Origin of the sequence: Klebsiella sp. I138, assembly GCF_051131765.1 — a bacterium.
Classification (GTDB): domain Bacteria; phylum Pseudomonadota; class Gammaproteobacteria; order Enterobacterales; family Enterobacteriaceae; genus Klebsiella.
On the sequence record NZ_CP180447.1, the window covers coordinates 3,506,549 to 3,531,735 of the forward strand.

26 protein-coding genes, 1 tRNA gene and 2 pseudogenes are annotated in these 25,187 nt (G+C 45.8%); 8 read left to right on the forward strand and 21 right to left on the reverse strand.

From position 1 onward, the window contains the following. Positions 1-208: 208 nt before the first annotated feature. From ACMYSK_RS16355 to ACMYSK_RS16420, 14 genes and pseudogenes are all read right to left on the reverse strand, one after another. The gene (locus ACMYSK_RS16355; protein WP_434636902.1) at positions 209-1,009 is read right to left on the reverse strand and encodes a hypothetical protein; all 801 of its coding nucleotides are present in this window, start codon (positions 1,007-1,009) and stop codon (positions 209-211) included. Positions 1,010-1,183: 174 nt separating this feature from the next. Beyond that, complete coding sequence (locus tag ACMYSK_RS16360) at positions 1,184-1,891, reverse strand: CerR family C-terminal domain-containing protein (RefSeq protein ID WP_434636904.1); 708 nt, start codon at positions 1,889-1,891, stop codon at positions 1,184-1,186. A gap of 738 nt (positions 1,892-2,629) precedes the next feature. Further along, on the reverse strand, positions 2,630-2,971 hold the full coding sequence (locus tag ACMYSK_RS16365) for a TA system toxin CbtA family protein (protein ID WP_434636906.1): 342 nt from the start codon (positions 2,969-2,971) through the stop codon (positions 2,630-2,632). 26 nt (positions 2,972-2,997) lie between these two features. After that, complete coding sequence (locus ACMYSK_RS16370; protein ID WP_434636909.1) at positions 2,998-3,312, reverse strand: type IV toxin-antitoxin system YeeU family antitoxin; 315 nt, start codon at positions 3,310-3,312, stop codon at positions 2,998-3,000. 18 nt (positions 3,313-3,330) lie between these two features. After that, positions 3,331-3,551: pseudogene (locus tag ACMYSK_RS16375) on the reverse strand (DUF987 domain-containing protein). A gap of 8 nt (positions 3,552-3,559) precedes the next feature. Beyond that, the gene (radC, locus tag ACMYSK_RS16380) at positions 3,560-4,042 is read right to left on the reverse strand and encodes a RadC family protein (protein ID WP_434636911.1); all 483 of its coding nucleotides are present in this window, start codon (positions 4,040-4,042) and stop codon (positions 3,560-3,562) included. A gap of 8 nt (positions 4,043-4,050) precedes the next feature. Next, positions 4,051-4,509 (reverse strand): antirestriction protein, encoded by a 459-nt coding sequence (locus ACMYSK_RS16385; protein ID WP_434636913.1) that lies wholly within the window; start codon positions 4,507-4,509, stop codon positions 4,051-4,053. 85 nt (positions 4,510-4,594) lie between these two features. Beyond that, on the reverse strand, positions 4,595-4,834 hold the full coding sequence (locus ACMYSK_RS16390; protein ID WP_434636914.1) for a DUF905 domain-containing protein: 240 nt from the start codon (positions 4,832-4,834) through the stop codon (positions 4,595-4,597). Between the two features lie 77 nt (positions 4,835-4,911). Further along, entirely contained in the window at positions 4,912-5,322 is a 411-nt protein-coding gene (locus tag ACMYSK_RS16395; protein WP_434636916.1) for a hypothetical protein, read from the reverse strand. 89 nt (positions 5,323-5,411) lie between these two features. Further along, positions 5,412-6,026: a hypothetical protein gene (locus ACMYSK_RS16400; protein ID WP_434636918.1), complete on the reverse strand. Its 615-nt coding sequence runs from the start codon at positions 6,024-6,026 to the stop codon at positions 5,412-5,414. Further along, a complete protein-coding gene (locus tag ACMYSK_RS16405) occupies positions 6,023-6,727 on the reverse strand; it encodes a transcriptional regulator (protein WP_434636920.1) in 705 nt (234 codons plus the stop codon). The genes ACMYSK_RS16400 and ACMYSK_RS16405 overlap by 4 nt, the downstream gene beginning before the upstream one ends. A gap of 201 nt (positions 6,728-6,928) precedes the next feature. Continuing rightward, the gene (locus ACMYSK_RS16410; protein WP_434636921.1) at positions 6,929-7,762 is read right to left on the reverse strand and encodes a DUF932 domain-containing protein; all 834 of its coding nucleotides are present in this window, start codon (positions 7,760-7,762) and stop codon (positions 6,929-6,931) included. A 93-nt stretch (positions 7,763-7,855) separates the two neighbouring features. Next, positions 7,856-8,719, reverse strand: coding sequence for a GTPase family protein (locus ACMYSK_RS16415; protein WP_434636923.1), 864 nt, complete (start codon positions 8,717-8,719; stop codon positions 7,856-7,858). A gap of 122 nt (positions 8,720-8,841) precedes the next feature. Beyond that, complete coding sequence (locus ACMYSK_RS16420; protein ID WP_434636925.1) at positions 8,842-9,978, reverse strand: hypothetical protein; 1,137 nt, start codon at positions 9,976-9,978, stop codon at positions 8,842-8,844. 449 nt (positions 9,979-10,427) lie between these two features. Between ACMYSK_RS16420 and ACMYSK_RS16425 the strand changes: the two genes are divergently transcribed. The 6 genes from ACMYSK_RS16425 to ACMYSK_RS16450 all read left to right on the forward strand — a co-directional run bounded on the left by ACMYSK_RS16425 (position 10,428) and on the right by ACMYSK_RS16450 (position 16,830). Then, positions 10,428-10,637 carry a helix-turn-helix transcriptional regulator gene (locus tag ACMYSK_RS16425; RefSeq protein ID WP_434636927.1) on the forward strand — a complete coding sequence of 70 codons (210 nt, stop codon included), beginning with the start codon at positions 10,428-10,430 and terminating at the stop codon, positions 10,635-10,637. A 106-nt stretch (positions 10,638-10,743) separates the two neighbouring features. Continuing rightward, a complete protein-coding gene (locus ACMYSK_RS16430) occupies positions 10,744-11,277 on the forward strand; it encodes a secretoglobin family protein (protein WP_434636929.1) in 534 nt (177 codons plus the stop codon). Between the two features lie 10 nt (positions 11,278-11,287). Beyond that, entirely contained in the window at positions 11,288-11,674 is a 387-nt protein-coding gene (locus ACMYSK_RS16435) for a putative zinc ribbon protein (RefSeq protein WP_434636931.1), read from the forward strand. A gap of 330 nt (positions 11,675-12,004) precedes the next feature. Next, entirely contained in the window at positions 12,005-12,616 is a 612-nt protein-coding gene (locus tag ACMYSK_RS16440) for an inovirus Gp2 family protein (RefSeq protein WP_434636932.1), read from the forward strand. Between the two features lie 792 nt (positions 12,617-13,408). Next, a complete protein-coding gene (locus ACMYSK_RS16445) occupies positions 13,409-15,508 on the forward strand; it encodes a RecQ family ATP-dependent DNA helicase (RefSeq protein ID WP_434636934.1) in 2,100 nt (699 codons plus the stop codon). Beyond that, on the forward strand, positions 15,505-16,830 hold the full coding sequence (locus ACMYSK_RS16450) for a DNA-processing protein DprA (protein ID WP_434636935.1): 1,326 nt from the start codon (positions 15,505-15,507) through the stop codon (positions 16,828-16,830). The genes ACMYSK_RS16445 and ACMYSK_RS16450 overlap by 4 nt, the downstream gene beginning before the upstream one ends. A 181-nt stretch (positions 16,831-17,011) precedes the next feature. On the opposite strand, the gene ACMYSK_RS16455 is transcribed toward ACMYSK_RS16450, so the two are convergent. From ACMYSK_RS16455 to ACMYSK_RS16470, 4 genes and pseudogenes are all read right to left on the reverse strand, one after another. Beyond that, positions 17,012-18,001: a GTP pyrophosphokinase gene (locus ACMYSK_RS16455; protein ID WP_434636936.1), complete on the reverse strand. Its 990-nt coding sequence runs from the start codon at positions 17,999-18,001 to the stop codon at positions 17,012-17,014. A gap of 8 nt (positions 18,002-18,009) precedes the next feature. Next, complete coding sequence (locus tag ACMYSK_RS16460; protein ID WP_434636937.1) at positions 18,010-19,101, reverse strand: nucleoid-associated protein; 1,092 nt, start codon at positions 19,099-19,101, stop codon at positions 18,010-18,012. Between the two features lie 17 nt (positions 19,102-19,118). Continuing rightward, positions 19,119-19,586, reverse strand: coding sequence for an SLATT domain-containing protein (locus tag ACMYSK_RS16465; RefSeq protein ID WP_434636940.1), 468 nt, complete (start codon positions 19,584-19,586; stop codon positions 19,119-19,121). Between the two features lie 244 nt (positions 19,587-19,830). Then, positions 19,831-20,061, reverse strand: a pseudogene (locus ACMYSK_RS16470) (tyrosine-type recombinase/integrase); the annotation flags it as partial. A gap of 194 nt (positions 20,062-20,255) precedes the next feature. Here ACMYSK_RS16470 and ACMYSK_RS16475 point away from each other — a divergent pair. Further along, positions 20,256-21,203: a hypothetical protein gene (locus ACMYSK_RS16475; RefSeq protein WP_434636942.1), complete on the forward strand. Its 948-nt coding sequence runs from the start codon at positions 20,256-20,258 to the stop codon at positions 21,201-21,203. Here the strand turns inward: ACMYSK_RS16475 and ACMYSK_RS16480 are convergent. The 3 genes from ACMYSK_RS16480 to ACMYSK_RS16490 form a co-directional block, all read right to left on the reverse strand. Continuing rightward, positions 21,190-22,128, reverse strand: a complete 939-nt coding sequence (locus ACMYSK_RS16480; RefSeq protein ID WP_434636945.1) for a DNA cytosine methyltransferase — start codon at positions 22,126-22,128, stop codon at positions 21,190-21,192. The genes ACMYSK_RS16475 and ACMYSK_RS16480 overlap by 14 nt on opposite strands. A 178-nt stretch (positions 22,129-22,306) precedes the next feature. Then, positions 22,307-23,557 (reverse strand): tyrosine-type recombinase/integrase, encoded by a 1,251-nt coding sequence (locus tag ACMYSK_RS16485; RefSeq protein ID WP_434636947.1) that lies wholly within the window; start codon positions 23,555-23,557, stop codon positions 22,307-22,309. Positions 23,558-23,755: 198 nt separating this feature from the next. Then, positions 23,756-23,840: transfer RNA gene (locus tag ACMYSK_RS16490), tRNA-Leu, on the reverse strand. 280 nt (positions 23,841-24,120) lie between these two features. On the opposite strand from ACMYSK_RS16490, the gene ahr reads away from it, so the two are divergent. Beyond that, entirely contained in the window at positions 24,121-25,140 is a 1,020-nt protein-coding gene (ahr, locus tag ACMYSK_RS16495) for an NADPH-dependent aldehyde reductase Ahr (protein ID WP_434636949.1), read from the forward strand. Positions 25,141-25,187 lie beyond the last annotated feature (47 nt).

Sequence of the window (25,187 nt, forward strand, 5' to 3'; positions counted from 1 at the left end):
TCATAAGGTCTGTGTTCCAAACCGATGACGCTATTAAGACATAACGAAATTATTATAGCAAGGTTTATGTTTTTTATTTTAACCACTTAAACACCCGGACGGCTATATGTCCGTTAAGTCCCGTTTGTGGCGACATCACCAGATTTTACTTATAAGAAAACCCACGTAAAAACGTGGGTAGGGTTAACAAGCGGTTATCCTGGAAAACTCAGAACTGATATTTATAAGACAGCTGGAAGCGTTTTTCTGCCTCATCAAGATAGGTGTTGTTATCTTGAATATACGTAAAGCCGCTAACTGAATGGTGTTTATTAAAGGAATAACCAAGACCTACACCGGCGAAATAGCCTTTATAGTTCTCCCCTTCATCATTTTTAGAACCATAAGACACGCCGACAAAGTTCAGCAAACGTAGATCATCGGTCAAAGGTTTAAGAGAAAATGCACCAATGTAGCCGCTGCTGCCAGCCGTTTCCTGTAGGTTAAAACCGTTCTCAGGGGACGGTTCGCCGCTGAACCCAGGTTGGTTACAGGCACCGCCTTTGTCGCTACCACAAGACAGCGTATCGCCCGTATTGTAGGTGTAACCGGCCATCGGAAAGATTTGGAATCCCGCAGGTTCAAAACCGAAGTAGCTTAACGGTATGAAAGTACCGACAGAATAGTTGGTCTGTGAGGCGCCATTAGGATAATCATTCTTACCAAAGTTGAAGTTAATAATCCCCACCGGGAACAACCAGGATCCACCCACACGCCATTCACTGCCATCGCTATTAACACTCGCATTGATTTGCCTTGCTTCATCAAGTGCAAGCGAGCCGGAAAAAGACACGTTACTGTCATTCATATCATAGCTATCGGACCAGGCGATCCCAACTTTGGTCGTTATTTTTGTCGGGTCATCGGCAGATTTATCTTTATTTTCTTTAATATTACCCGTCTGGGCCTGGAGCAGGCCAGGCATCAATCCAAAACCAATCAACGAAATAATTAACAATTTATTACACATAAAATTCCTGAAATATATATATGCTAAAGTGTGTAGTCAGCCATCATGAAATTTATATTACAGGCATAAAAACAACGTTCAGATTCAAATTAAATCTGAACAAAAAAATTATTAAAAATTCATTACTGACGTTTTGGATAAACGCTCGGGAAATAATGACTTCTTTTTCTTGGGTTAGTCCTGTCGCTTCCAGCTATCAATCAACGCTCTGGTCTGAGTCCGTACAGTCTCCTTGAGCATTTTCAGGTTATCCCCACTGAAATCTTGCCACCCCATCGACTCCATAGCCGCACGCGGCATGATATGAAACACCATTAACTGCCCGTTAGTGGTGATGAGGCGCAGCAGTACCTGTGGGTTATCTACGTCGCAATCACTAAGCCGGGCAACCAACGCAATTCCGACCTGAGTCACACGCTGCTTATTGAGGCTTCGTAGTGGGTCTGCAAGCCCGCCATGCCCGGCCTGTTCCTGAGCCAGAAACAGCGCACGTTTCTGCGCTTGTTCATCACAGAGTAAGTAGTCAGCAATCGTATCTTGCAGACGTAAAAATGCCTCGATTAACGCCTCTCTGCTTGTTTGCGGGTTATTCAGTATCACCTCTACGTCATCGAGCACGGGGGTGAAGTGTGCCTCGGCAGCCTCCATAAGATGATCCGCACAGGCCTTGTAGAGACCTTCTTTGTTATCGAAGTAATACTGTAATGCCGGGGTATTTACGCCAGCCTGACGGGCGATATCACGGGTGGATGCCCCCTCGTAACCATGTTTGCCAAACAGGCTAATAGCGACGTCTATCAGACGACGACGCGTCTGTTCACCGCGTGAATAGCCACCTTCTTCCCGGTGGCGTAAACGCCCGGTTTCAGCGATGTTTGTCATAGTGTCCTTCAGGTCTGGTCGTTGTGCAGGCGTTGAATTTATCTCAATCGATACATTTATGTCAATCGGGATAATTTCAACAAAAGATGACAACGGTGATGCCGGGTAAATTGAATTTTATGTCCGGTGGCAGGCTCAGATCGCACATCATCCTGATAACACGGGTTATCTCATGACAGGACAGAAGTTTGGGATTATCAGAATGAGCAACTATTCATATCCTTAATTAAAGGATGTTTGCTGCAGTTAGCGTGTTGCGGAATAGTGGATCAGATTAACTTACGCTGAATGAACAAGCGCGGGAAGGCCTTGCGGATACAGGATTTCGGGCAGAAAAAAGACGAGCGTTGATGTTTCTATGGTGCGAAGGCCGGACTCGCCTTTCAAGGTTAATCAAATGAATTACAAGAGATTAATTGTTAATACATTGGTAATATATACTCAGTTATATACTCAACTACTTTCTTTCAAAAATCAGCGCTTAACGCAGCACATAAACCAACTCAAAGATGGCGCTGTGATTATACCCGATTGCATCATTTCAGCCTGGGGCGTTTTTTATTATCTGAAGGTAGCATCTCCGGATAATATTTCGGTCGGTTAAAACTACGACTTCAGTTTGCATGGTATTTTTTCCGTAAAAAGTAAACGCACCCACCAGTACCAGCAGGCGCATTATGCAATGAGTAAACATGGAACAAAGATCGGCGGTGTAAATCGGGAGATAGTTCGCAATATTCACAACGCAGAGTTATTACAGTTTCTTCGTAACAAGCCAGTTACCTGTTGTGCCCGCAGGATATCGACAGCCCGAAGATAAGGGGATTGTTCCTGCCAGCTAAATCCTTTGCGATCTATTCGAATCAGCTCGTATTTTTCCACCAGAAAGTTAACGGCATCGGCCAGCGTGATACCAGCGTCGATATGTTCCTGAATAACGGTTTCATCACTGAAAGGTGTGTCCTTTAGCGTCAGGCCATAGTGCTGTTCCAGCAGGCGTGTCAGTAGCATTTGCCAGACAGCCACGGGTGACTGGTAGGGCTTTACCGCCCGCGAAGACGTTGCAGGTTGAGGTTTCATGTTTTCTCTCGCGAAAGTAATTAGCGTTAGATTGGATAAACAACGATATATAAGTAGCCGCAACTGCCAAGGGTGTCGGCTTCGCAGGTAAAACCGTTGTGATACAGGGTGACGCAGTGTGCGTGTCGGGGATTCAGTTCACCGGTGGTCAGCATTGATTCCATCTGGCTGATAAAGTGTGGAAATACTTCATCCAGCTTCCGACATTCGGCGTTACTGAATTTACCGGTGATGCTGGCCCGGTCAGCCAGATAGTGCAGCTGGTTACCCTCCTGCACCAGACGGGCTCCCAGGCGTGGCGTAATATCCCGCTGCAGTCCCCATGTGACGTTATTTCCCATCGGGCTTCTCCTTTATTGTCAGTTCAGGGTGATACTCATCAGACAGGCATAGGCCCGTTACGGTCCTGGCGACGTTCGGCGTATACCGGCAGCACGCCGGGAATGTCAGGAACTACCTGACCGGTGTAATGACATACACTGCCGTGCCACTGGTATCTGCCGGTGCAGTATCGAAAAATGCGGGAGGCCGGATGCTGGTAGTAAATCGTCATTGCCCGGCGTTTACTGATAATTTTCATGTAATACCTCAAAGAAGACCGTGTTCAGCGAACGAAAATATCTGCGTACCACCGACGATAAGGTGGTCAGGCACACGGATATCAACGAGCTGAAGCGCCTGCACCAGACGCTGCGTAATGGCTTTGTCAGCCTGGCTGGGTGTGGTGTCGCCGGAGGGGTGGTTATGCGCCAGAATCACTGCTGCTGCATTGAAATACAGGGCACGTTTGACCACCTCACGGGGATGTACCTCGGTGCTGCTAATGGAACCGGCAAACAGGGTTTCATGGGCAATCAACTGGTTTTGCTGGTTCAGGTACAGCGCCATAAACTCTTCGCGCTCCAGCCCCGCCATTTTCAGTTTCAACCAGTCACGGGCAGCCTGAGTGGAGGTGAATGCCACGCCTGTTTCGCGCAGGTGTCGGTCAAGCAGAGTTAAAGCGCGTTTTACCGTGCGTTGTGCGGTCGGTGGAAGTACCGGAGTCAGTGGGATAAGTGACTGTTCCATCATGAGTATCCTTAATCAATAATGCGCAGAATGGCGTGGGATTCAGGGTGCTGCCGGGCGTAATCCCGCAGGCGGTAATAGTGCTCAGTCATGGCATCGCATTCGATGCGACAGGCGTGATGGCTGTATTCAATCAGGCAGACAGCGATACCTGCGGCTTCCGCGCTTATTTCCGCACCATTGCCGTTCATGCCGTTAAAAAGATGCCATTTATCGTCACTGTCAGCATCAGGGACCATAAACGCTCCGCCATTGCTGAGCGTGTAAAAGGACCAGATACCACCGCTGTACTCATCACAGAAACGGTCCATCCAGGTGAAAATCCGTGGCTCCAGCGTTATCCACTGCGGAATGGAGCTGAAGTGCTGTAGCCAGAAGTTGATTCTCTGTTCGTCGGGTACCTGCGTGGCACTGAGGGTGAACTCCGGTTCGTTAGCGGGAACAAACTCGTACTGTGTCTGTGTTGTCATAGGGTTTCTCCGTCAATAAAAAACGCCAGCGGCGATGGCTGGCGTATGTAAAGGGCGTTCGGGGATGTGAAGTGAATGCCCGGGGTCAGTCGGTGGATAATGCTCTGTAAATGCCATCCTGCACGATATACCGGTTTAGTGCCGTACCGGCATCCGGTTCAAAGTTCCACGCTCGCCAGACCATCCGGCCTTCGGAGTCGCGAACCACCAGACGGAAGTGACTGCCCTGGTCGTCTTCAATGGCGATGTTGTGATACCGGCGGGTAACAGCTTCGGCCTGCAGGCGAGTGAATGAACCCGACGGTAGTAATTGATATTCAGGCATTCGGTGTACCTTAAAAGCAAAAGCCCCTGACGCAGACGCGTCAGGGGCTGTGGGAGTATGCGGGTGTGAGGTGACTGTCAGTAACCGGTTTGTACCTTATACAGCCTCAGGGTTTTGCTGCCCCGGACAATCTTCACATACAGAGCATTATCTTTCGAGCCACGCACAAATCCGGCCTGCACATCGCCCTTACAGTCACCACCATCGTAAGGAACATTGATGCCGGTCTGGCGCACCAGGTCGATAACCCCGAAGCTTAAATCTTCACAGGCAGGGCCCGGCAGGTCCTGAATCAGGGCAAACTTACGGTCATGACTGACGCCGGTCAGCGAGCACATGGAGGTGTTTATATCGTTTCCCTGGCACCAGTATTCCTGACCAGGATTGTCTTTATCCATCAGGCTTGCCGGAAGCTGCGCGGCACCGGTACTGAAGGTGGCGAATGACAGAATGAGAGCGGGAATGGCTGAGGTGATAATTCTTAACATGGCATTCTTCCTGAATTAATGGGTGTCGTATTACGCCCAATATATTTGCCGGGCATCTGGTGTGATTTAAAACGCCTGTAATCAGACTCTCAGCAGTTACCGGTACGGCGGCACAGTTCAGCCATGCTCTGCTTCGCCACCCACTGCTGCAGTTCACGGTCTTTTTGAGAACGCTTAGCCGCCAGCGCGGCCTGTTGTTTTGGATTGACGCAATTATCAGGCACGACCAGCAGGGCTTTCGGTACGTAGGTAGACCGGGCATGATTCAACGCTTCTGTCGGATTATCTGTTCCACCCGATCTCTGTTGCGCCTCGTCCAGCAGCGAGGCCTGGGTATCAATCAGAGTGAACCCACACGCCTTACCCTCTCCCTGGTACACGGATGTCAAATCGGCGGGGGAGCCACTGGCCGTTTTGAGTGCAAGTTTGCGTACCGTTTTGGTGCTTTTGTCCGCGACAAAATAGCCTCCGTTGTATCCCATCCGTAGCAGAAACTGCCGGGTCCAGGGGTAATTATCAATGACTCTGGCACCGTAGAGCGCATTGCTGAGGGTGTGATTGTCCAGACCATCGGCTGATTTCCAGCCGTCAGCTTGCATGTATTGCCAGGCCTTAACAGTCCCTACGACATTTTCAGCGGCTACTGGCAAAACGGTACCCGCGCACAGACTGAGCGCCAGCGCCGTGGTAGTAAGTAATTTCATATCTGTTCCTTTTTAGGTGAAAACCCGTCGTCAGTGACAACGAGCAGTGAGTGGAAAGTCTGAAAGTGAGGTAATACCCGAAGAAAATCGGGATGTGACAGCAGGTTACGCACCCGTGTATCCGGCACGAACAGTGCCGGGTGGAAGGTAATCGTATGAATATCGCCCAGCGGGAAAACCGTTATATGCCCCCCTAGCTCACCGGTCAGATACCAGCAGCCGTCGCTGCACACCAGGCGGTAAGGAGCCAGGCCAGAGTAACGACCGCCTTCTGCCAGTAGCGTTACCCGACGGTGTTCTGTGATGGCGCGAATCAGTCGCGTAAAAACTTCAGTCCGTGCCTGTGTTCTGGCGTTGGTGCTGTGCCAGATAAGACAGGGTGACTCGCTGGCACTCAATAGTGAGTTGACTAGTTGGTTGTCAATCTCCGGGAAAAGAGCCTCCACACCGGACTGACGGACAAAGGTCTGCACCGTCAGCTCCCTCTGACGACTACCAGACAGCAGACGACATTGCCCGTTACGGAATTCCAGGTCGAGATAAGCCAGCCGCTCGCGAAAATCCCGACGCAGCGTGCGAACTGACACGCCAAACTCGACAGCCAGCTTCTGCATAATCAGCGTTTCTCCCGCCACAAGGCGGCTGATAATCAGCGACAAGCGGACCGCAAGGCGCTCATGGCGGCGCTCAGTCTGAGACATGAGAGGCGTTCTCCATCCTGTTAATAGACTGAAAATTAAGTGATTAGTGTAACGAGAGGGCCGGACAGGATATGGACAGCAGAAGCAGTATTTTTTCAGCAGGCTGAACGCAATCAGAATGCGGCTTCGTGTCCAGTCAGAGGAAATATTGCCTGTAAATTGAGCAATGAACGGACAGGTGATGTCCGCATTAACCTGGAGCTAGTATTTGTTTGTCTGAAACCCGCTGAGCATCGTTTCTGCCATCACCCACAGCGCACGGTTAAGCTTCACGTCGCCATCGATACCGCGCACGGCACGGGTATGCGTTCGCCCGCCTTTTACACTACGTCCGCTAAGCCCACCTTTTATCAGGTTCTCCTGAATACGCTGGTAGGTGGTCCACAGGTCATTACTCTCATCCTGCCAGCGGCGTGGGGAAAGTATCTGTGTCGGGGCAACCGGCTGGTGGTCCTCCCCGAAACGGTAAGCCAGTGCGGCCTGTGCCAGAGCCTGTTGTGCAGGTGGCGGCAGCATCAGCGACTGCATGGCATCTCGCTTCTCTTCCACACGGTCAAAAATCTCCAATACCTCATACGCCCCTTCAATCACCTGACTCACCACATCTCCTTTGTGCGGCACTCGCACCTCGCCAAACGACTCACCGCAGACGAGCCCATTCGCACAGACCGCACGAAATAACCCCGGCAGCATCTGGTACGAACTTGTACCATCATGAGAGTTGAGCAGAATGATTTCCGGTACCTGTTTGCCGGTGATTTGTCCCTCCCGGCGCAGGCGCAGCATGTGCTTTGTGTGCTCGCGACGCTCAGGATCACGAACCCTGGTCTGACAGGCAAAGAACGGCTGAAAGCCTTCACGTTTCAGGCTGTCGAGCAGAGATATTGTTGGAATGTAGGTATAGCGTTCACTGCGGGACTGATGTTTATCCTCACTGAAGACACTGGGAACCACACGAAACAGCTCTTCATGGGTTAACGGACGGTCGCGACGGATAAGGTTTGCTGCGCCAAAGCGCGAAGCCAGACGGGTCATAAGCAGACTCCTCATGATGGAAAATAAATACAAAAAAGCCCTGCCGCTCAAATGGCGACAGGGCTCAGGAAACGACGGATTAAGCGGCAATATTCAGAAGAAGAAATTCCAGACAGCACGAGCAACCGACACCACGGTGCCGCGTACAGCCTGAATGATTGTCCGAACCGGGGCCGGTATCAGGGGCATGGAGCTTACTGTGTCCAGTACCGAGCCGACCGTTTCCCCAAAATCGTCACAGGCTTTTTTATTAACGGCATCGGTACGAAGCGGCGCACTGAGCTGTACCGCTACCGGACTGCTGGCCTCGCGTGGCAGGCAACGGATCATCCTTTCAGCCATTACCCGAAGCCCCCATTGCAGACGTACTGAAACCGCACAAACCGGGTTTACCGGCTGGAACAGTTCATGTAACAGGCAGATTTTGCGGCTGATATTGCGTTTCTGCTCCGTAGACAATGTCTCGCTGCCACTGGCTGGCTCAATCTTGTCGGCCTGATTGATGACAAACAGCACCTTATGCCGGTACTGCTCGCCAATCACCTGACGGTAAAAATGCTCATCCACCGCCAGCGCCCGGTCATCGGCCTTAATCAACCACAGCACCAAGTCAAGCCGGGGAAGCTGTCGCCGGTACAATGCGGCATACTCTGAATCACGGGTCTGACTTTCCCCGACACCAGGCAGATCCACGATGCTCATCACGCGTTCCCCCACCTGCAGTCGAAAGCGCAGTGGTTCGCGAGTACAGGCAGCCACATCGCTGACAGGTGAAACCTCACTGGCAAACAGGGCATTGCACAACGAAGACTTTCCCGCTCCTGTTTTGCCCATAATGCCTATTACCGGCTCATAGTGAATAAGCTGGTTTATCTGCTGCAGAATATGCTCTGATGCCCATTGCGGCAGGCCGGAAAGCGATTGCTGCAGTGACTGTGAACCGTCAAATTGATTCATTACCGCTCCTCTGAAATGAAAACAAAAAAGGCAGAACCTCATGGGTCTGCCTTTAATGGGGGATGTTCAGGGAAATGATATATATATAAAATTATTTTAAATAAACGCGGAAGTTTTATTTTCTATAGATTGTTTCTTACATACTCGCTTTCAATAAGCGAGGCCATCATATCTGACTCAGACATGTTGTAATGAACGGAGAGCTTCCTGAGTTTCTTTCTTATTTTGGCCGGAAGTATGAGTTCTGCATTATGATTTTTTATCGTCTTTCGACCCAGTTTCATCTTCCAGGCTTTTTCAAGTTCATCCATCAAAACTGCTTTGTGTTTCTGAGGAGTACAAGGTGAATCCCTTAATTCAAGGCGCTGCTGGCTTATTTTTTTATGATCTTTCGTTAATTCCTTAACTTGTTCATCCGTCCACCCGTTCCATAAGTCGAATGTTGCACAGATAAAATACCAGCGCTGAAAATTATTAAGTGGATTTAGCGGAGGGGAAACACCTTTATTTTTCATGGTATTCCACACCCAAATACATTGTTCTTCATTTTTAATATCCATCCACGAGAAAGCTTGCTGAAAATCCTCCTGAGCCCTTGTCCACACTTTGCTGGTTTCTCGTAAGAAATTAATAATATTCTTTGTGTCGAAATCAGATAATGTATTTATGATACATCCGGCAATATCTTGCACCCCGGTGATTTTATTAGCAAAAACTGGAAAAGAAACGCCATTGGCTGGTTGGTTTTTTAACGTAGAAACATTAAATGTCCCGAGAAAATTTTCTAAGTCTATTGCGATGTTTTCTTGCTTATCAGAATGCGACAGAAGCAAGCTGTTCTCTTCTGATTTTACGGAACTTTTTGGCGACTCCGGGGCATCTGACTCAGATTTGCTCTGGTTAGAACTAAAATCAAATGTTGATGCGATTACACCAAGCGTAGCCATTTTTTCAGATTGCTGGCCTGGAGTTTGATCAATCGCCAGATTAAGCGGTGGACCTCCGAGAGCACTTTGTGATAATGGGTTTACATGGTTTTCAACCTCTGGGAAAGCCCCTGCCCCTCTGAATTTTTCGAAATATAAAGCAAGGTAAAAAAAATGGAAAAAAGCTGCCCGGGGCTCTTTATTCAACCATTTTAGCTTGTTTTTTATCCAGTCGCGATTTTCTACCTGTTCCTTTCTGAGTCTGATTTTTTCTTTTTCGATACGTTCCTTCTCCCATGCCCGACTTTCCTCAATAACCGTTTTTTCGTTCATTTTGCCACCAACTCCAGAGGTTCATTGGCTTCATTTTACATAGTAAAAACGTATGTTATCAATAGTGATATCGATAACAAAATGGCATAAAAAAAATAAAAATAACATGGTTTTAATGTAGTAAAAACGTATTTATAAAACATAGCTGAAAATATAAATATCAATAAGTTACAAAAAACACCTCTTAGATTTACGAAATAAAACACTAATTACAAACAATAGCCTTCAACCAGCTGCTTAAGCCGCAGGAAGAAGTCCTCTTGTCGGACAGGCTAAGGACGCTGCAGATGGGTGTAAGAGGTATGTTTAATCAGCAAGGCTGGATGAGCTTCGGAGCTAAGCAACAATCATCTCTATTTTTTACAGCAGCACCGGTAGCTATGCCGGAGCGGGCAGCAGTCATTCATAAACCGACTCCGGTATCCATTTAGCTACCGGAGAATACCGTCATGACCGTTACACCTTCCCTGCTCGAAGACCAGTTTATCGATATGATTTTTATCACCCAACTCACCGGGTTAACGGATAAGTGGTTTTACAAACTCATCAAAGATGGTGAGTTTCCAAAACCCACCAAATTTGGGCGCAGCTCCCGTTGGCGGAAAAGTGAAGTGGAAGCCTGGCTTCAGGCACGCATTGAGGCATCCCGCAAACAGTAGTAAGCCCTACTTCACCAAATAAAACTAACCCAGACCGTACTTGCACTATCCGCTTTCTGCGGAGGCTTACGGCTGCCTGAAATTTAATAATCAAGGAAAATCTTCAATGAAAAACATCTCATTGCTCAACCATTACAATGCCTGGCTTAATGACTTTACCCGCATCAATTTGTTACATGGTTTTTGTCAGCAGGAAATAGAGCACTGGCACAAACTTGCGATTACATCGTGCCGGTCATCGGACGGTATGGCATCGGTAATTGTCATCCCACAGTATCTATTACAGGTCACTCAAACATCCCAGGAGGAAGAGTGTGCTGTTATCCCCCGACTGAATAAACGTACTGACTATTCTCTGTTACCTGGAGTGTTGCTCAGTGAATGTTACCGCCTTGGAAAAAGCAGACTGTCGGAACAATTACAGATGTTATTCCGGCTGCATACGCAACCGGGCTTTCGACAAACGCTGACACTACTTTGCTGGTGTGAACTGGTTGCAGGCCGGGATTTAGATGAATGGTATTCGCTGCACTTACTGCTTCCTGACACTCTGAAGCAATGGATGTCTGAAAAACAAAAATCTTACCGGGGACTGAAAACGCTAACTGAAAATTATATTCGTGCCAGCAGGCCAATGTGAGGTCTGGAAAATGCGAGTACAAAAATGTTATATCGCACAGCGTAGAACCGGCGAAATTGTGCCTACCCGCCAAGTGAATATGGCAGAAAGTGAAGAGTGGCGCTGCCACCATTGTCAGTGCCCATTGATATTCCACCTCCCCACCAGAACTTCACCGTCATGGTTTGAACACGATATTCCACGCGGACAACCGGAAGCCCTTTTGCAGTGCCCCTGGTTAGCAGCAGCAAGTGGGAAGTCTTCCACCATAGAGAAACTTCAGCAACTCGTGGCACAACTGCCCCCAGTCATTACAACAACCCAATGGCAATGCACGATGTGCGGCCTGTCATATGGTGGTGAGAAACGCTGCCCTCAATGCAGAAAAGGGATATACAGTCGGGAGATACGAATTTAGTGATACGTACCAGGCAATCATGGGATTGATTGGTACACCAGAAAGTTATTATATGGGGGCATATAACTTCGGAGTAAAAATCAATCACTTTCTATCATCCGGCCCCTGGTGCTTGTGGATTCGTAATTCATAACCCATGACGGGTTGGTAATATTATTAATTAACCAACTGATATATAAACAATATTATCTCATTGTCACGCCCATATACGGTTACTCATACACGACAGCCTAAATGGCTGGTATCACCCTTTAAATCCTTAATCCCTTTAACAACCCATTGCGGGTAAGGTTTTGCCCTGCCCGTAATTTATTACCCAAGGAAAATTATATGTTTGACAATATCTGTCTCGATAGACGGCATGCACCATTCAACACCACTTACCTGCAGCGTATTCTACGCGTTATAAATAACGCGACTGCAGATCACGCACGGACGATGGCAGTTCGGGTAGACCTGCGCCTTCCTGACGAGATTCTCATTAACCGACAGGGTCTGATGTCTCGCTTCATTGAATCCCTTGATGCAAAAATTGCAGCGCGCTACAGAAGTAAGTTGAAGCAGGGTAAACGAACTTATCCATGCCACCTTCGTGATGCCTGGGTTCGGGAGGTGGGGGAGATTAACCAGAAGTCTCATTACCACATGGTGCTGTTCGTGAATAACGATACGTTTAATGGGTTGGGGAGTTACAAAGAAGACGGGACGGGCCTAGCGTCTTTGATACGAGAGGCATGGTTGAGTGCTTTACAGCTTAGTCATCGCTCAGAGCACTGGCCGCTAGCCCGTTTTCCCGATAATCCACTTTATTACCTAGACGTTAATTCCGCTGGTTACAAAGAGGTTTATGATCAACTGATGTTTCGGTTAAGTTATTTTGCGAAAGAGCGCACTAAAGATTACAGCAGGGAGGAACGCTCATTCGGCTGTAGCCAAGGCTGATATTCGATACATCGTTTTGCTGATGCCGATTTATTTACGCCAGTATCCCATTGTGTGACAACCACACCGAGTTACTCCCTCCCAATTCCTTCAATTCACTCAACCGCATGGCGTCAGTCTGCCCATCAAGGGCGGCTTACACCAGCTTGCAGAAGTCGGATTATATTTGTCGCCAACGACGGTAATAGCCGTTTGACGACCGCCAGAACGGTACAGAAAGATATATAGCATCGTAGGCAGGCTGGATACCCCTGTTATCGTGCAGTCTTGATACTGCGCTTGTTTCGGATACCATTACTAGGGCAAAAAGCACTGTGTGGTCTGTGGTATCGGGATATATAGCACGGAAGAATCAAACTGGCTGATGAATGACACCAGAGCGCCTGCGTGAGGTCCGCCGTTTTTCTCCAGCCAACACAGAGAAAAAATCATAATGAGCTACCACCAGTTAATCATCACCAATACAAAGTCGGCGGACAGTGCACGCATTCACCACGTATTACAGCAACCCGGATGGTTTCGAAATACAATTGGCAGCGTTGAAAGAGGTTGCATTGCAAATGGTTTTTTCAGTGATGACTGCCTGCAGTGATCTGTTTAAATGATCACTGTCACGTTATCTGGATTGCGCAGTTGCTTGGGTTGCAGTATGTCTCATCTTAGACTGTGTTGATGTTATTGTTGATATCCACACTCCGACAGATGGCCAAATTCAGTAAACCACTTCAAAAGGCACATTTATGCAACCTCATCAGAAGTGACCCGTAAAAAATTGCAACTTAAGGAGCAATAATGAACCGAGCACAAGCCCAACAACTGCTGCAGACTGCTTTGGCTAACCCTGCTGCTGAATTTCGTGATGGTCAGTGGGAAGCCATTGATGCATTGGTTAATCGTCGTCAGAAACTACTGGTTGTACAGCGTACCGGCTGGGGTAAGAGCTCGGTTTATTTTATTAGTACTAAAATCTTCCGTGACCGCGAGATGGGGCCTACGATTATTGTATCCCCACTGCTTGCATTAATGCGTAACCAGATTGATTCAGCGCAGCGTTTGGGAATAGTTGCCGAAACAATGAATTCGGCTAATAGGGAGGATTGGCAAGCTGTAACTCAACGAATTCTCAATAACCAAATAGACTGTTTGCTCATTTCCCCAGAGCGGCTAGCAAATGATACCTTTATTGAGACGGTCCTTCAGCCCATTGCCGATCGTATCGCCCTAATGGTAATTGACGAAGCACACTGTATTTCAGATTGGGGTCATGATTTTCGTCCTGATTATCGCCGTATCGTAAATATCCTTCGTCAATTGCCAGCCAACACCCCAGTACTAGGTACGACAGCAACAGCCAATAACCGAGTTGTTGACGATATCCAAACCCAGCTTGGGGATATACAAATCCACCGAGGTCCTCTAACTCGCGAAAGCCTCGCTCTGCATACAATGTCTTTACCCGATCAGGCGTCTCGTTTAGCTTGGCTTGCCCAAGTTATTCCGATGCTACATGGAACAGGCATTATTTACGCATTAACAGTTCGTGATGCCGAGCAGGTGGCAGAATGGTTGAGCATGCACGGTATAGTTGCCATGGCATACCACGGTAGCATCGAGGCTGAAGGTTTTGAGAACAGCAATGCTTACCGTCAGTACTTGGAAGAATTGTTACTTAACAACCAGCTTAAGGTTTTGGTAGCAACGACCGCGTTGGGTATGGGTTATGATAAACCTGATTTAAGTTTTGTAATCCATTACCAAGCTCCGAGTTCAATTGTTGCATACTACCAGCAGGTGGGTCGGGCTGGGCGCGGTATTGCTCATGCAACAGGTGTACTGATGTCGGGGATAGAAGATAACGACATCCATGATTTTTTCCGTGATTCTGCATTTCCATCGGAGGATCAAGTTAACGATATTCTTCGAGTGTTGGAAAATAATGATGGTCTATCACTCCGCAACATCGAGGAAAAAACTAACCTACGCCACGGCCAGATTGAGAAAGTACTTAAGTTACTAAGTGTAGAAAATCCAGCCCCCATCATTAAAAATGAAAATCGTTGGGTTAGGACCACAGTTCGCTATCAAATGGATCATGCCCGAATTGCTCATTTGACAGGACAACGTATTCAGGAATGGGAAGAGGTTCAGGCGTACCTTACCGACACTGGATGCAAAATGGCATTTCTACGTCGTTCTCTGGACGATCTCGACCCAACTCCATGTGGTAAATGCTCATCCTGTATTGGTCAACCAATTATAAATCAAATCATTGACCCTGCTTTGGTACATCGTGCAGGGACTTTCCTAAAACATGCAGAAATGCCGATTACTCCAAAAGCTCAGGTAGCAGCTAATGCTTTTTTACAATATGGCTTCAGCGGCAATTTGCCACAGCAGATTAGAGCACAAGAAGGTCGAGTGTTGTCTCGCTGGGGAGATGCTGGTTGGGGACGGTTAGTAGCCGATAATAAACGTGCAGATCACTTTGATGATGAGCTAGTGGTTGCTATGGCCGAGATGATTCAGCAGCGTTGGCAACCGAATCCAGCGCCACAATGGGTATGCTGTGTACCTTCACGCAATCATGTACAATTAGTCCCTGATTTCGCTCGCCGCTTGGCGGCATGTTTGGGGTTGCCTTTTTTTGATGCCATCAGCAAGGTTAGAGATAACCAACCTCAAAAGGGGCAACAAAACCGTTTCCATCAATGCCGAAATCTGGACGGTGCGTTTGAGATAAATCAACCTCTACCTAACACACCGGTTTTACTTGTAGATGACATTGTAGATTCAGGCTGGACGTTAACTGTCATCGCAGCACTCCTACAACGCGCAGGTAGTGGTAAAGTATACCCTGTTGCACTTGCTTCATCTTCGGTAAAAGACTCATGAATGTATCTAACTTATTGTCAAAAACGGCCCAGGCGACCTTACTTCTGACTAGTTATTTTTCTAAAGCAACTAGCGAAAACGCCAAACCACTTTCCAATGCCGAATGGGGACGTTTTGCGCTATGGTTGAAAGAAAAAGCAGTTACGCCAGCTGATTTGTTGGACTCTGATCCTCAAACCTTACTGAATGGCTGGTACGACTCCCGTATCAGTACGGATCGGATCATTGAGTTGATGAATCGAGGACATAGCCTCGCTTTGGCTATGGAGAAATGGCAACGGGCAGGCTTGTGGGTAGTGACACGTTCTGATCCAGAATATCCATGGAGATTAAAGCATCGGCTTAAAACAGACTCTCCCCCTGTTTTATTTGGCTGTGGCAATAAAGCCTTATTAAATAGAGGGGGATTGGCTGTCATTGGTTCTCGAAATGCCAATGCATCAGACCTTACTTTTACTGATCACATCGGCGTTAAAGCTGCGGACGAAAATATAGCTGTTGTATCTGGTGCTGCGCGTGGAGTAGATGAAACAGCAATGTTAGGTGCAATGAGGCAAGGTGGAGTTGTAATCGGGATTTTGGCAGATAGCCTGTTAAAAGCTGCGACTAGTGCCAAATGGCGCAAGGGGCTTATGAATGACCATGTTGTGCTAATATCCCCTTTTTATCCTGAAGCTAGTTTCTATGCGGGAAATGCCATGGCTCGCAATAAATATATCTATTGCTTGTCGGATAGTGCATTGGTTATTCATTCTGGTCGAAAGGGTGGAACAATTAGTGGGGCAGAGGAAAATCTTAAGAAAGGATGGGTGCCACTATGGGTCAATCCAACAACCGATATAGATTCAGCTAATGCTGACTTAGTGAGCAAAGGGGGACATTGGTTGCCAAGTGATAGTAATGGCCTATCCATCGAGAATTTGCTTAAAAATAATGACAGTTCAAAAATGCAGTTAAAAGCAGAGCCCCAAGATCTTTTTTCAGAATTATCGCATCCAGAATTAATTATTGGATCTGCAGAGAAATCGTCAACTCAAGCTCTCGAAAAAAAATGGACTGCTACTATTAATGAAGAAACTCCCAACCTAATAACTACGGAAAAAAAATTAGAGGAAAAAGAGTTAGATGTAAATCCTATAGACTTTTATCTGCTATTCAGGACAGAATTACAGCGGTTGGCCGAATCTCCAATTACAGTAGATAGATTGACAGAGGTCACTGGGTTGAATAAATCGCAAGTGCTTGATTGGCTGAAACGTGCTGAACAAGATGGTTTGGTAAAAAAACTAAACCGTCCTACAAGATATCTATTAAATGAGTAGTAACAGGCTCTAATGAAGCAACTATAACCGGTTTGGCCTTAATGATTTTTAGTTAAGCTTGGACATATAAGAATTTAGAATTGACAAAATGACATTCAATTACATTAGTGTTGAGCTAATGTAATTGATCCTGATTTAAATATCATCTATCAGAATTGAACAATTTTACATAGTTTATACTTTATGTCTTTCTTTCAAGTGCAACTCCTAGATCCGCTGCCATTTTTTGGATTAGCCTCCAATCTAGCGGCCATTCTTTTTCTAAAGTAGATCTCCGTCTTTTGATTAACCAGTAAACGAAAATAACAACGCTTTGTTCAAAGAAACTACTGCCTTCTTTGCCATCCTGAATTAGTAGTTCGAGCTCAGGAGTCTCTTCTATAAATTGATGTAATCTTTCTATCGTGTCGGGTTTGATCACTTCTTTAAATGTATCTAGAATTAATAAAGTCGATTTTTGATTGTTTGGTCTATTCTTGGTTAAAGCCATGTAGATATTATCTAAAGTTCGCTGTATTCCTGCGTAACCATCAGATGCTGCGTTAATTGCTTTCGATACTGAACAGAAAAAATCATCCGTAGTTTCTATTAACGCCATGCTTTTTGCTACAGTTCTATGTATATCTGGTTCAACTATAGTTTTTGCTTTATATATGGCATCATGAGTTAACTCGGCATAGGCATGTTGTAATAAAGATCTAACCTGTATCTCACATGGAATGCCTTGTTCAATGATAACTCCATTATAATCAAAGGATTCTTTTGCAGTTACTATAAAATGTACGGATTGATACGTGAAAATTAATGGTGTATTTAATCTTTCTTCTTCGTAGTGTCTTGATGTCTTATAATGCCATTTATCACTATTTTTTATTATTTCACATATTTCATCTATATCTGAAGTAAGTAAAACGACAAACCTGATGCCAACTTTATCTTCAATCTCTTGGTAGGGATTTTTGTATGATTTTTCTTTTCGATGAAAAGCTTTATCGATTAGAGATGTCTTTTCTTTTATTCTCGGTGTTGCAGGTTGCTTGAGAAAGCTATTGAGGTCTCGCTCTTTATTTTCTGAGAGTTCTTTGCAAATATTTGAGACGACAAAATCCCCCCATGCTTTATACATAGGTAGTTCTTTTTCCCAAAGTTGCGAAAACTCTAATTCATTCATTAATTAGCTCATTCCTGAAGGGTTATCTTGTCCTTGATGAGGATTGTTGTCCACTCAGCAGGTTTACCATCTTTATCGAGTTCACCTATAGTAGATTCAATTACAATATGGCTTTTAAAAACTTCCGCAGGGGCTGTGATTTTTATATTTTTACTAAAGTTAAGCTTTCTTGTTTTTAATTTGCTTTCAATATGCTCATTGTCTCTTGTGAAAGAGGTCTGTGGTATACCAGATTCATGAGCATACTCAAGATAAAGATCCTTAACATTATCATCAAAAAATCTTTCAGCATAATCTTTAGCTGAAATTACATCCGATTTCTCATGTTTAAGATATGTAACTAATGCATTTTTAAGCACATTTTTCTTTTCCTCGCTGACATCTAATTCATTAAGAAATTCACTCGTTTTTTCATAAAAATTCTTTGTTGTGCGGGCACTTGTTTCTGGGTAACCGCAACCTAAAAAATTTTGATAAAAATATTGTGCTGCAGCTTTACCATCCGACTTACTGATTTGATAGTCAGAAATCATCACACCCCAAGATTTATTAAGATCAGTATTATCAAGAGAATTGGTTGATTGGAAAAAACCGGCAGTTTTATAAAGTTTTGTGGATGGTGTAAGTAATATTTCTTCAACGAATTTTAATGATATTTGGCCAGTTTTATTGTCGATTACTTTTTCATATGCACTATAAATATCAGCCTTGATAATTCCAATGAATTTTCTTTTATTTACACCATAGTCGCCAGAAAAGATAACTACAATTCCGCCTGGAATTGCTCGTCTTGTCTGCGCATCCGCCAGTTTATTAGCTATTGTGTAAGTCTCATCAATATAATCCTCTCCCTCTTTATCAATTAAAGTTGTAGCAATATAAGGAACATAATCTTTTCCATGTTCCTTTATTTGCATTTTTACTGCTTTAGAACCATCACCTAAAGCGTCGATTACTCGAGATTTAAAACCTTGCAAGGCATCAGCATCAAATTTTATAAATGAAGAACCTCTTGTCGGTTCTATTTTATTTCCTTCTTCGTCGCGCTGATGAATTTGGTGGATAATTATCTTGTTAATATTTATTTTGCTGATGTTCATTTCTGTGTAGTTCCGTATTATTGATTATCTGATTTCATATTTTTGCTTTCAATATATTCTTTGTGAATATTGTTCCATTCTTGACTATCTTTTTCCCAAATAGATTTATATTCATCAAAAAGACTATCAATATCTGATTGGGTTACATCTTCTTTGGATTTTAAGTAATTAACTTTGTTTCTAAGTTGATACATGGCTAGCAAAGTAGCTTTTTGCCTAAACCATAATTTTTGATAATCAAATCTTGCAGTCCACCCACTAACTAGAGTAAGACAGGCACTCACAATGAGAGCAGAATTTTTCTGTATTTTTTCATATCCAGATAAATCGAAGGCTAATATCAGTGTAGTAATAGTGCTCAGAAATATAGTCATGAAAAAAAATACTTTTAATTTTTTTTTATTCCATTTCGCCTTGCACTTTATTATGTTGATACTTTTATGGATTTCATCCAGTAAAAACTGTTGAGAAGATGTTATAGACAATTATCTCACCTGAAATATTTTCACATTGGTAATAAAACTACTCGCACTAACTGGTATGAGCTCATACCAGTTAGTGCGAGCAAGGCTACCGCATTTGATGCGCTCAACAGCTTTGTATTGAGATACTTTTAACAATGTTGTATGTAACTAGCTGATACTATTAATTATAAATGAGAATCAGAGCAAAAACGAGCGGTAGGTAAGATATAGACCGAAAGCATATAAAACCATAAATATCAACTTATTACACTACCGCATGTAAGATTCTACGTACAGAGTATAGATCAATCAAATAGTCTGAATACCACTGCATCATCTCTCTTCGCCCCTCCAGATATTGCGCATGGTTGTACGTCCCACGAATGGCATTTTTATCAACATGTGCAAGCTGCGTCTCAATCCACGCCGTATTGAATCCTTCCTCATGCAAAATCGTACTCATTGTGTGACGGAATCCATTCCCCCCTAATACGCCTTACGTAGCATATGTGCTTCACAATCACATCGAAAATGTTGAGTACAGTCATGAGATGAGCGGCGTCGAACCAAAACTTCATTGAATTCCAATGAAAACTGACATCTATGATACAAAAACACCATGAATTCATTGACATAAATTGCTACTCACTGAGATCATATCGCACACAGCTCCTTAATGAGGAATGAGCAATGGCAGTGAGTATCGCGGAATATTTAGGCCAAAGAACAGACGTGGAACAACAGATTGTCCCCGTTTCAAAAGGGACGCTGGCGCAATGCCCTTTTATGGATCGTACGTGTGACAAAGTAAGTAAAAATAATCATCCTGTTTGCTCTGTCCGTAAACCAGACGGCACTATTTGGATCGTTTGTGAGCATAGACTTTGTTCTACTCGCCAAAAAAAGACAATCATCTCTGGTGAGCGCACACAACAAGTTGACAATGTCTTAGTTGAACATCAGAGAGACATTTTGCGGAAAGTAGCAAAACTGATTTATCAGGATCCTGAACTGCAAGATTCAGAGATTGGCGTAAAAAGAGAAGTCAATATTCCTTTACCAGATTCAGATAATAGCTACCACGCAGACTACGTAATGAGAAACTTTTCCGGTAGAGGAAGAGCTGACGAAGTCCTCCTCGAAATGCAAGGCGGCGGAGAAACGAGCAGCACAGGAGCCATTACTCGCCACATTGCCGCTTGGGCTGACCTCGAATACCCAACAAATGAAATTCTAAGAAGACCTGTAGCAGCAAATACTATCGAAACCAACGCATGGAGACGACAACAAGAACAATTTCTTGTGAAAGGGAATGTTGTTGATCAAACTGGTGGAAAAATCGTTTTTGCTGTTGGTAGCTTACTCTATGACTATCTACACAGACGTTTTAGGAATGCAAATCTTAGGGATCTAAAAGCTCATAACTGGACATTATGTATTTTAGCTTTCAAGGAAGATAAGTTGGATGAACCACATCAAGGCCCGATTCCGCTGATCATTGATGACTCAAAAACATTATTCACTAATTATTCAACATTTGTAAGATTTCTAACAGATCAGGGCGCACCACGCCCTGAACTATTCGAAGGATCATTCTTACGTTTAGATAATAGTACTGTTACGATCATGCCTCGTTGAGCATCTGCTGATCTGCAAGGATAATTCTTTTTCCTATCCATTCAACAATAGGGACCGCGACAGCGTTCCCTACTGCTCTGAATCGATTAGAGTCCAGTTCTCTGGAAATCCCTGCAGACGCTCGTACTCGGAAGGCAGCATCCGGCGCACATACAGCATCTGAACTTCCTCTTGAGTCAAGTGTGTAGGTTTCTCCGTCGTTCCTGTACCCTTTGGCTTGAGGTCCTGCAGTTGCTTTTCGTCCAATACTTGCATGCTGGATAGAATAGATATCTGCTTTTGATAGGCCTGTATCAGAGGCTCCGGAAGCATTTGCCCTCTCTCCTTGGCCCTGTTTATCAACGATTCTAGTTGCTCCGGGTTCAAAAAGGACTCGAGCGGAGCGCATGTCTCCAAGACTTGCGACAATGTACACTCTTCTTCTGCGCTGGGGTGTTCCAAAGTATTTTGCATCCAATACTCTCCACGAAACGCCATACCCGAGTTCGACCAATGTATCGATGACAACTTTGAAGTCTTGTCCATTGTGGCTGTTGAGCAGTCCGGGAACATTTTCAATAACAAGCCATTCAGGCTTTCTTTCTTCGATGAGTTTTGCATATGTATAAAATAAGCCGCTTCGGGCCCCCTCTAGACCTTTCCGTTTTCCTTGGTTAGCTGACGACACATCCTGGCAAGGAAAACCACCACACCAAACACTGCTTTCTGGGATCTCATCAACATTCAGTTGTGTAATATCAGTATGTAATGGAACTTTTGGCCAATTCTTTCTAAGGACTTTCTGGCAAAACTTGTTGATTTCGCATTGAAAAACAACTTCCATCCCCGCTTTTTCAAGACCAAGATCGAATCCACCAATCCCTGCGAAAAACGAGGATACCTTGTACTGCTTCAGTGGTTTCTTTTTCATATCGACTTTTTTCATCACTTTTTGATCCGAAGATCCTAACGGAAACCAGTCCCGATGGCCACCTTTTTTTCTAACTAAGGCCCGTTCCTTGGTATCCAAGCATTGATTATGAAATAAACTAACTGTAATTATATACAGTACATCTTAAATTCCAACAAGAGTGTGCTTTTTTGCGAAAAAGTTTCCAATTTAACTACATTTTCGCATAGTCAAACGGACTAATCCCCTTCTCCCGATTCACATCCAGATAATCTGCCCACCATTGCAACATCAATCGTCTCTCATCCAAATGTTCCGCCTTATGAATATAAGCCGCCCGCACAGAGTTACGCTCCATATGGCTCATCTGCCGTTCGACTGCATCCTTCGACCACAATCCTGACTCAATCAACGAACTACATGCCATGGTCCTGAAACCGTGGCCGCACACTTCAACCTGTGTGTCATATCCCATTACTCGTAATGACTTGTTAACCGTGTTTTCACTCATCGGTTTACGCGGATCATGATCGCCAATGAAAACAAAATCGCGCTCGCAACTAAGCTTGTGAACCTGTTTAAGGATTGCCAATGCCTGACGAGACAGCGGCACTAAGTGAGGTGTACGCATTTTAGAACCACGTTGCGAATGCTTAACACCTTCTATAGCTTCTCGTTCTGCCGGGATTGTCCACATTGCCCTTTCAAAATCGATCTCAGACCAACGGGCAAAGCGCAATTCACTGGAACGAATAAAGATTAATAACGTGAGCTCAACAGCCAGACGGGTTAAAGGTCGCCCACTGTAGTTATCAATTCGGTGAAGTAGTTCAGATAAGCGTTTCAGTTCAAGTGCTGGTCGATGAACACGATTACTTGAAGCAACTGCCCCAGCCATCTCCTGAGCAGGATTGTAATCGATCAAACCGCTTTGCACTGCATAACGCATAATCGCATTAGTACGCTGCTGAAGACGTGAAGCAACTTCAAGTCGCCCTGTAGCCTCAACTACTTTAATAGGTACAAGGAGATCGCGCGTGCTAAAACTATCAATACTCCGCTTACCAATTGCTGGGAACAGATTGTCTTCCAGACTCTTCAGTACCCGTCGACTGTGATCCTCTGACCATTTCTTGTTTGCGGCATGCCACTCTCTCGCAACAGACTCAAAAGTGATGGTCTCTTTCGCCTGTTCTTCTCTAACAGCCCGCTTGTGCTCGCGCGGATCAATACCAGCGGCAACTAGCCTCCTAGATTCATCTCGTTTCTTACGAGCATCGGCTAAAGATGTTTCAGGGTAAACACCAAATGCCATAAGGTGCTGATCACCACCAAAACGAAAGCGATAACGCCAGTATTTTGAACCATTGGGATGAATTAGCAAAAACATGCCATCCCCATCAGGAAGTGTGTACTGCTTTTCCCGTGGTTTTGCAGAACGCACCTTGGTATCAGTCAGGGCCATGATGGTATTCCTTCCATATACTGCCGTGAGTATATAAGCATTATCGAACCAGCATATATACTCGGTTCTATACTCACAAGCATGTTGATGTGGGGTAACTCAGATTGACGTCGGTTGACTGAAAAAGCGAGGAAAGCCTTGCGGGGACTAGATTTTAGGCATAAAAAAGACCTCAGTTGAGGTCTATTTACATACTAATGGTGCCGAAGGCCGGACTCGAACCGGCACGTATTTCTACGGTTGATTTTGAATCAACTGCGTCTACCGATTTCGCCACTCCGGCACAGAAGGGATACGGAAACGTTGTGGATTATACCTGTCGATGGCCGCCATGCAAGCGCCAGCGTGTGCAAGCTACGCTAAGTGTCGAAAAAAACAGCGCCAGGTCTCTTTGCGGCCCTCTGAGTCACATTTTTTAGATCGTTTCCTGCCCCCTAAAATCATTACCATCAATGCTTAAAGAAGGAATAACACAAACCTCCCCGACACCTCCTTCTGCCAAGCATCGCCCCGTCCCATGCTCTACACTTTCTGTTTATCTACGCCAAACCAAGGAAATCGTGATGAGCACAATTAAAAGCTACGCCGCCAAAGAAGCGGGCGCCGATCTATCGCTGTGGGAATATGACGCGGGCGAACTGCTGCCGCAGGACGTCGAAGTCCAGGTGGAGTACTGCGGCATTTGCCACTCCGACCTGTCAATGATCGACAACGAATGGGGCATGTCGAGCTATCCGCTGGTTGCCGGCCACGAGGTGATCGGCCGCGTATCCGCGCTGGGCAGCGCGGCGCAGAATAAAGGGCTGAAAGTCGGTCAGAAAGTAGGGATCGGCTGGACGGCGCGCAGCTGCGGACACTGCGACGCCTGTATCAGCGGCAACCAGATCAACTGCCTGGAAGGCTCGGTGCCGACCATTATCAACCGCGGCGGCTTCGCCGATAAGCTGCGCGCCGACTGGCAATGGGTGATCCCACTGCCAGAAAGTATCGATATCGAATCTGCCGGGCCGATGCTGTGCGGCGGGATCACCGTCTTTAAACCACTGCTGATACATCACGTTACTGCCACCAGCCGCGTGGGCGTCATTGGTATCGGTGGTCTGGGCCACATTGCCATTAAACTGCTGCGTGCGATGGGTGCCGAAGTGACCGCCTTCAGCTCAAATCCGGCGAAAGAGCAGGAAGTGCTGGCAATGGGCGCCGATCGAGTAGTAAACAGCCGCGATCCAGAAGCGTTAAAAGCGCTGGCCGGCCAGTTCGATCTGATCATTAACACCGTCGCGGTAGACCTCGAATGGCAGCCGTACTTTGAAGCGCTGGCCTACGGCGGTAACTTCCATACCGTCGGGGCAGTGATGAAGCCGCTGCCGGTTCCGGCCTTCACCCTGATTGGCGGCGACCGCAGCATCTCCGGTTCGGCCACCGGCAACCCATCCGAGCTGCGCAAGCTGATGAAGTTCGCCGGGCGCAGCAAAGTCGCCCCAACCACCGAGCTGTTCCCAATGTCGCAGATCAACGACGCACTGAAACACGTGCGCGAGGGTAAAGCCCGCTATCGCGTGGTGCTGAAAGCCGACTTCTAACGCTCTTCCTCTGTGCCGGGCGGCCCGTCTGCCCGGCCTGTTTCCGC